Origin of the sequence: Streptomyces sp. SID5785 (genome assembly GCF_009870065.1) — a bacterium.
Lineage (GTDB): Bacteria > Actinomycetota > Actinomycetes > Streptomycetales > Streptomycetaceae > Streptomyces.
This window is the reverse complement of sequence record NZ_WWIA01000172.1, coordinates 1-6,905: the sequence shown is the minus strand read 5'-3', so window position 1 is coordinate 6,905 and position 6,905 is coordinate 1. Positions and strand designations below refer to the sequence as shown.

The 6,905-nt window shown below is 72.0% G+C and carries 7 protein-coding genes; 2 read left to right on the top strand and 5 right to left on the bottom strand.

Translation table 11 applies throughout. From position 1 onward, the window contains the following. Positions 1 to 1,285 (top strand): glutamate synthase-related protein (locus tag GTW43_RS05200; RefSeq protein ID WP_237536417.1); only part of this gene is annotated, 1,285 nt, incomplete at its 5' end. After that, positions 1,278 to 2,741: a glutamate synthase subunit beta gene (locus GTW43_RS05195; RefSeq protein ID WP_161300427.1), complete on the top strand. Its 1,464-nt coding sequence runs from the start codon at positions 1,278 to 1,280 to the stop codon at positions 2,739 to 2,741. The genes GTW43_RS05200 and GTW43_RS05195, both read left to right, overlap by 8 nt. Before the next feature lie 126 nt (positions 2,742 to 2,867). On the opposite strand, the gene GTW43_RS05190 is transcribed toward GTW43_RS05195, so the two are convergent. From GTW43_RS05190 to GTW43_RS05170, 5 genes are all read right to left on the bottom strand, one after another. Continuing rightward, positions 2,868 to 3,377 carry a lamin tail domain-containing protein gene (locus GTW43_RS05190; RefSeq protein ID WP_161300426.1) on the bottom strand — a complete coding sequence of 170 codons (510 nt, stop codon included), beginning with the start codon at positions 3,375 to 3,377 and terminating at the stop codon, positions 2,868 to 2,870. A gap of 102 nt (positions 3,378 to 3,479) precedes the next feature. Next, complete coding sequence (locus GTW43_RS05185; RefSeq protein WP_237536416.1) at positions 3,480 to 4,382, bottom strand: chitosanase; 903 nt, start codon at positions 4,380 to 4,382, stop codon at positions 3,480 to 3,482. Positions 4,383 to 4,413: 31 nt separating this feature from the next. Continuing rightward, positions 4,414 to 5,328, bottom strand: a complete 915-nt coding sequence (locus GTW43_RS05180; RefSeq protein ID WP_161300425.1) for a rhomboid family intramembrane serine protease — start codon at positions 5,326 to 5,328, stop codon at positions 4,414 to 4,416. A gap of 118 nt (positions 5,329 to 5,446) precedes the next feature. Further along, positions 5,447 to 6,433, bottom strand: coding sequence for an acyl-CoA dehydrogenase family protein (locus tag GTW43_RS05175; protein ID WP_161300424.1), 987 nt, complete (start codon positions 6,431 to 6,433; stop codon positions 5,447 to 5,449). Beyond that, positions 6,433 to 6,905, bottom strand: a 473-nt coding sequence (locus tag GTW43_RS05170) for an acyl-CoA dehydrogenase family protein (protein ID WP_272922497.1), incomplete at its 5' end; no start/stop codon positions are given. The genes GTW43_RS05170 and GTW43_RS05175, both read right to left, overlap by 1 nt.

Genomic DNA, 6,905 nt, shown 5'->3' with positions numbered 1-6,905 from the left:
TGGCCAGCTCAAGACGGGCCGCGACGTCGTCATCGCCGCGCTGCTCGGCGCCGAGGAGTTCGGTTTCGCGACCGCTCCGCTCGTCGTCTCCGGCTGCGTCATGATGCGCGTCTGCCACCTGGACACCTGCCCGGTCGGCATCGCCACCCAGAACCCCACGCTGCGCGAGCGGTTCTCCGGCAAGGCCGAGTACATCGTCAACTTCTTCGAGTTCATCGCCGAAGAGGTCCGCGAGCTCCTCGCCGAGCTGGGCTTCCGCTCCATCGAGGAGGCCGTCGGCCACGCCGAACTCCTCGACACCGAGCGCGCCGTGACCCACTGGAAGGCGCAGGGCCTGGACCTGGAGCCGCTGTTCCACGTGCCGGACCTGCCCACGGGCGCCGTCCGCCACCAGCTCGTCACCCAGGACCACGGCCTGGAGAAGGCCCTCGACAACGAGCTGATCAAGCTCGCCGCCGACGCCCTCGCGGCCGACGACCAGGCCGACGCCCGCCCGGTGCGCGCCCAGGTCGCCATCCGCAACATCAACCGCACGGTCGGCACCATGCTCGGCCACGAGGTGACGAAGAAGTTCGGCGGTGCGGGCCTGCCCGACGACACCATCGACATCACCTTCACCGGCTCGGCCGGCCAGTCCTTCGGCGCCTTCGTGCCGCGCGGTGTCACGCTGCGCCTGGAGGGCGACGCCAACGACTACGTCGGCAAGGGCCTGTCCGGCGGCCGCATCGTGGTCCGCCCGGACCGCGGCGCCGACCACCTCGCCGAGTACTCGACGATCGCCGGCAACACCATCGCGTACGGCGCGACGGGCGGCGAGCTGTACCTGCGCGGCCGCACCGGCGAGCGCTTCTGCGTCCGCAACTCCGGTGCCACGGTCGTCTCGGAGGGCGTGGGCGACCACGGCTGCGAGTACATGACCGGCGGCCACGCGGTCGTCCTCGGCGAGACGGGCCGCAACTTCGCGGCCGGCATGTCCGGCGGCATCGCGTACGTCATCGACCTCGACACCGACAACGTCAACGCCGCGAGCCAGTCGGCGGTCGGTCCGCTCGACGACACCGACCGGCAGTGGCTGCACGACGTCGTGCGCCGCCACGCCGAGGAGACCGGTTCGACGGTCGCCGAGAAGCTGCTCGCCGAGTGGCCCGCCGCCGTCGAGCGCTTCAGCAAGATCATCCCCAGCACGTACAAGGCAGTGCTCGCCGCCAAGGACGCCGCCGAGCGAGACGGTCTGACCGAGACCGAGATCACCGAGAAGATGATGGAGGCGGCGACCAATGGCTGATCCCAAGGGCTTTCTCAACCACGGCCGCGAGGTCGCCAAGACCCGCCCGGTCGGCGAGCGCGTCCAGGACTGGAACGAGGTCTACGTCCCCGGTTCCCTGCTGCCCGTCATCAGCAAGCAGGCGTCCCGCTGCATGGACTGCGGCATCCCGTTCTGCCACAACGGCTGCCCGCTGGGGAACCTGATCCCCGAGTGGAACGACTTCGCCTACCGCGAGGACTGGTCGGCCGCGCAGGAGCGCCTGCACGCCACCAACAACTTCCCGGAGTTCACCGGCCGCCTCTGCCCGGCGCCCTGTGAGTCGGCGTGCGTGCTCGGCATCAACCAGCCGGCCGTCACCATCAAGAACGTCGAGGTCTCGATCATCGACCAGGCGTGGGACCGGGGCGACGTCGCCCCGCAGATCCCCGAGCGCCTGTCCGGCAAGACCGTCGCCGTCATCGGCTCCGGCCCCGCCGGTCTCGCCGCCGCCCAGCAGCTGACCCGGGCCGGCCACACGGTCGCCGTGTACGAGCGCGCCGACCGCATCGGCGGCCTGCTGCGCTACGGCATCCCCGAGTTCAAGATGGAGAAGCGGCACATCAACCGCCGCATCGAGCAGATGCGCGCGGAGGGCACCAAGTTCCGCACGGGCGTGGAGATCGGCCGCGACCTCGACGCCGCGAAGCTGCGCAAGCGCTACGACGCGGTCGTCGTCGCCGCGGGCGCCACCATCTCCCGCGACCTGCCGGTCCCCGGCCGCGAGCTCAACGGCATCCACTTCGCGATGGAGTACCTGCCGCTCTCCAACAAGGTGCAGGAGGGCGACTTCGTGCAGCCCCCCATCACCGCCGAGGGCAAGCACGTCGTCGTCATCGGCGGCGGCGACACCGGCGCCGACTGCGTGGGCACCGCACACCGCCAGGGCGCCGCCTCGGTCACGCAGCTGGAGATCATGCCGCGTCCGAACGACGACCGGGACCCCGCCGCGCAGCCGTGGCCGACCTTCCCCATGCTGTACAAGGTCACCTCGGCCCACGAGGAGGGCGGCGAGCGCGTCTACTCCGTCTCGACGACGCACTTCGAGGGCGACGAGGACGGCAACGTCCAGTGGCTGCACCTCACCGAGGTCGAGTTCGTCGACGGCAAGCTGACGCCGCTGCCGGGCACGGAGCGCAAGATCCCCGCCCAGCTGGTCACGCTCGCCATGGGCTTCACCGGCACCGACCAGGAGAACGGCCTGGTCGCGCAGTTCGGCCTGGACCTCGACGCGCGCGGCAACATCGAGCGCGACGCCGACTTCCAGACGAACGTCCCCGGCGTCTTCGTCGCCGGGGACGCCGGCCGCGGCCAGTCCCTCATCGTCTGGGCCATCGCGGAGGGCCGCTCGGCCGCCCGCGGGGTCGACCGCTTCCTCACGGGCGCGTCCGACCTGCCGGCCCCGATCCGCCCGACGGACCGCGCACTCGCCGTGTGACGGTCCCCCGATAGACGTCCCGTACAACGGCGTACGGAACAGAGCGCGACGCTCGCCCGACCAGTCCCCGACCGGACGAACAGGGCGGGCGTCGCGGTGCGTTCACCGGGCGCCCGCTCCGCCCGGTCAGCTGTGGAAGCCGATGTACCCGTTGCCGTCGCGGTCGTTGGCGGACTTCGTGTACTTGTGCGTGTCCGAGTGCGGGCCGGACGGCTTGTACAGGTAGATCGTGTCCCCGCCGTTGTTCCAGAGGAAGTTGCAGTTGTTGCGGTAGACGACGTTCTTCGCGTCGGAGTCCGTGCCCTTGCCGCCGCGCAGGCGGACGTAGTCGCCGGGCTGCAGGGTGTGGCTCCTGGTGAAGGTGAAGCGGTTGCCGGCCGCGTCCTTCACCAGGTAGCCCTTGAGGTTGATGGTCGCGGACTTGGAGTAGTTCTTCAGCGTCACGTACTCCTGCGCGGTGTTTCCGCCCGAGCAGCGGTTGTCGTCGCGGCCCGGTGCGTCGTACTGGACCCCGCGTACCTTCAGGGCCGAGCTGTACTCGGTGGCGTACGCGGGGGCCGCTCCCAGCAGGGCCACGGCGGCGAACGCGGAGACGGAGACCGCGGAGGCGGTGGCCAAGACGGGGCGTATGTTCATGTGTTGTCCTTTTTGGGCAGGCGGGCGCACACCTGGGCGCCACGCTTTGGGCACATCATCTTCACAGATGTCGTGCTGCCCGCGGGACCGTTTCGGCGTGAATCACGGCACCTTGAACGTTTCTCCGTACACCTGCCAGGTGAGCGGCGTCTTCAGCGACAGGTTCCCGTCGTAGAGGAACCGGCGCTGCGCCGTGTCGATCCGGGTCGTGTCCCGGTCCGGGTTCTTCTCCTTCATCGCCTCGCGCCGCAGATCGAGGAAGATGTCGAGGAACGCCTTCTCGCTGCCGCCCTGTGACGGGGTGTCGGCCTCCTTGAGGGCCGCCTCGCGCAGCCCGTAGAACCCGCTCGGGCCGGTGCCGGGACCGTGCAGCACCATCGCGTCGTAGTAGACGAACTGGCCCAGCGTGCCGAGCCCGTCCAGCTTCGCGAGGCGCACCGCCGGGTCGAAGTAGACCCGGTCGCGCTCCTCGTTCTGCACGGTGCGGAACTCCGCCTTGCCGGCCTCCGCCTTCCACGCCGCGGTGAAGCCCGGGTCGAGACCCTCGTGCGAGTCCGAGCCGTCGACCTTGCGCAGCGCCGGCAGATAGCGGGCCAGACCGTTGTCCGGGTGTGCCTTCGTGTAGCGCTCCACCAGGGTCAGCAGGTCGTGCGTGCCGGTGCAGAAGCCGATGATGCCGGCCGTGTAGCCCTGCCCGTCGTCGATGTCCTCGATGTACCCGTACTGGCCGCGCCAGTCCAGCGTCGAGTTCTCCGCGCTCGCCACGAGCTGCTGCGCCAGCTCCTTCTTGGCCGGCGCCGCGAGGCCCGCCGGCAGGCCGGCTATCAGCTTGTCGTCGGCCCTGCGCTCGGCCGCCGACCGGCTCTCGTCGTAGGGCTGTGCCGACGACGACGGCAGCGCGGGCGAGTCGTCGCTCTTCCCGTCGGGGGACAGCAGAAAGACCGCCACCGTGGCGAGGGGTGCCACCGCGAGGAAGGAGAGGGCCAGACAGCCTGCGCGTTTCATGCGGGACAGAGTAAGCGGCGGCCCGACCGGTTCAGACCAGTGCTCCCACTCTGAGCGCGGTCACCGCCATGAGCAGGGCGAACACCCCGACGCAGGCCACCGCCTGCACCGGCGTGCGCCGGGCCTGCGGCGCGTGCAGCAGCGCCACCGCCACGAGCGCGCCGGCGAGCAGACCGCCGAGATGCCCCTGCCACGACGCGAACCTGGCCGAGATGATCATCCAGAGCAGGAAGGCGCCCATGAACTGGTTGACCTGGCGCATGTCCCACTTCATGCGCCGCGCGATCACGTAGTAGGCCGCGCCGAGCCCGAAGATCGCGCCGGACGCGCCGACCGTCGGTGTTTCCGGCGCCAGGAGCAGCACCGCGACCGAGCCGCCGAGCGCGGACAGCAGATACAGCGCCAGGTACCGGACGCGGCCCAGCTGCGACTCGACCAGCCGGCCGAGGTTCCACAGGGACGCCATGTTCAGCGTGATGTGCAGCAGCCCGAACCAGTAGTCGCCGGGCGGCAGGTGCAGGAACGCACCGGTCAGCAGCCGGTACCACTCGCCGTCCGCCACGCCCTCCGGGTGGAAGGTGGACGGGTACGGCGTCTGGTACTCGTACGCGCCGCCGTCGGGCCCCATCAGCCCGATGCCCAGCATCTGCAAGCGGTCGACCAGTTGGGGGCGGACCAGCTCGGCGACGTACACCAGGACGTTCACCGCCATGAGCGCGTACGTGACCAGGGGGACGGCCGCGATCCGTCCACCGGCCACCGTGCGGGCCGCGCGCACCGACCGGGACCCCTCGCGCACGCACTCCGGGCACTGGAAGCCGACCGCCGCGTCCCGCATGCACTCCGGGCATATCGGGCGCTCGCAGCGGGCGCAGCGGATGTGTGTCTCCGTGCCGGCGTGGCGGTAGCACGTCGGGGTCGTGGCGGACTGGGGCGAGGGTTCCACGGCCGGCTCCTGGGGTCGGCGACGTCGTGCAGTCGTGCACGTCGGGCGGCGTTCAAAATAGCGAACGCCCGGGCCGGGTCCGTGGCTGCCCCTGTTTCTGTCCCTCGCCCCGTGCCGCTCAGGGGGCGACGCCCAGGTCCGCCGTCACCCGCGCGCGACAGGCCGCCGGGCCGCCCCAGGCATCGCGCAGCGGCCGCGCCTTCCTGAGCCACAGAGACAGGTCGAGCTCCTGCGTGTACCCCACCGCGCCGTGCAGCTGGAGTGCCGCCCTCGCCGCCCGGTACGCCGCCTCGCCCGCCGCCAGCTTGGCCGCCGCCACCTCGGCGGGCGCCCGGGTCAGGGCCGCCCCGAACAACAGCGGCCGCGCGAACTCCAGCCCGACCAGCGCGTCCGCCAGCCGGTGCTTCACCACCTGGAACGAGCCGATCGCCACCCCGAACTGGCGGCGCTGCCCCACGTACTCCACGGTCCTGCGCAGCAGTTCGAGCCCCACACCGAGCGACTGGGCCGCGGTCAGGAACGCCGCGAGGTCCGACGCGCGCGCCACCGCGGCCCGCACCAGCGGCCCGCGGGCCAGCACCTCGCCGCCCTCCGGGACGGACAGCCGCCGCGCCGGATCGGCCGACACCCGCAGCGGCCCGCACCCGGCCGCGAGCCGCAGCGTGTCGCCGTCGCCGACCAGCACCGCGTCCGCCACGTCCGCGTCCAGCGCGTACGCACCCGAGGCGCCCCCGGTCAGCGACAGCAGCGCGTCCCCCGCCGCGATCCGGGGCAGCCACTCCTTCGCCGCGCCCGTCGCCTCCGGCAGGGCCGCGAGCAGCGCCGCCGCGGCCGCCGTCTCCACCACGGGACCCGGCACCGCGTGGCGCCCCAGCTCCACGTACGCCACCGCCAGCTCGACCGGCAGCGGCCCGAGCCCCTCGTACGCCTCGGGCACCGCGAGCGCGAACACCCCGGCCTGCGCGAGCCGCGCCCACAGCGCCCGCCCCGGACCGGCGTCCCCGTCCGCCCAGGCCCGCACCGCCGCCGGGGTGTCCGCCGCGCCGAGCATCCGGTCCAGCGTGCGGCCGAACTCGGCCTGCTCCGCGTCCAGGAGGAACCTCATCAGCGGCGCCCCTTCGGCAGGCCGAGCAGCCGCTCGGCGATGATGTCGCGCTGGATCTCGTTGGTCCCCGCGTAGATCGGGCCCGCGAGCGAGAACACGTACCCCTCCGCCCACTCCCCGTCCGCCCGCTCCGCGTCCTGCCCGAGGAGGTCGAGCGCCGTCTCGTGCAGCGCGATGTCGTACTCCGACCAGAACACCTTGTTCAGACTGGACTCGGCGCCTATCTGCTCGCCGGCCGCGAACCTCGACGCGTTGGCGTACGTGAACAGCTGATAGGCGCGCGCCCCGACCAGCGCGTCCGCCACCCGGTCCCGCAGCGCGGGGTCGGCGCCGCGCTCCCGCCACAGCCCGGCCAGCCGGTCCGCCGCGGCCAGGAAGCGGCCGGGGGAGCGCAGGGTGAGGCCCCGCTCGTTGCCCGTCGTCGACATGGCGATCCGCCATCCGTCGCCCGGGGCGCCGATCACGTCCGCGA

What these genes read in the sequence shown, in the direction of transcription:
- GTW43_RS05190 (WP_161300426.1), bottom strand. Translation starts at nt 3,377, where the DNA reads ATGAACATACGCCCCGTCTTGGCCACCGCCTCCGCGGTCTCCGTCTCC.
- GTW43_RS05185 (WP_237536416.1), bottom strand. Translation starts at nt 4,382, where the DNA reads ATGAAACGCGCAGGCTGTCTGGCCCTCTCCTTCCTCGCGGTGGCACCC.
- GTW43_RS05175 (WP_161300424.1), bottom strand. Translation starts at nt 6,433, where the DNA reads ATGAGGTTCCTCCTGGACGCGGAGCAGGCCGAGTTCGGCCGCACGCTG.
- GTW43_RS05195 (WP_161300427.1), top strand. Translation starts at nt 1,278, where the DNA reads ATGGCTGATCCCAAGGGCTTTCTCAACCACGGCCGCGAGGTCGCCAAG.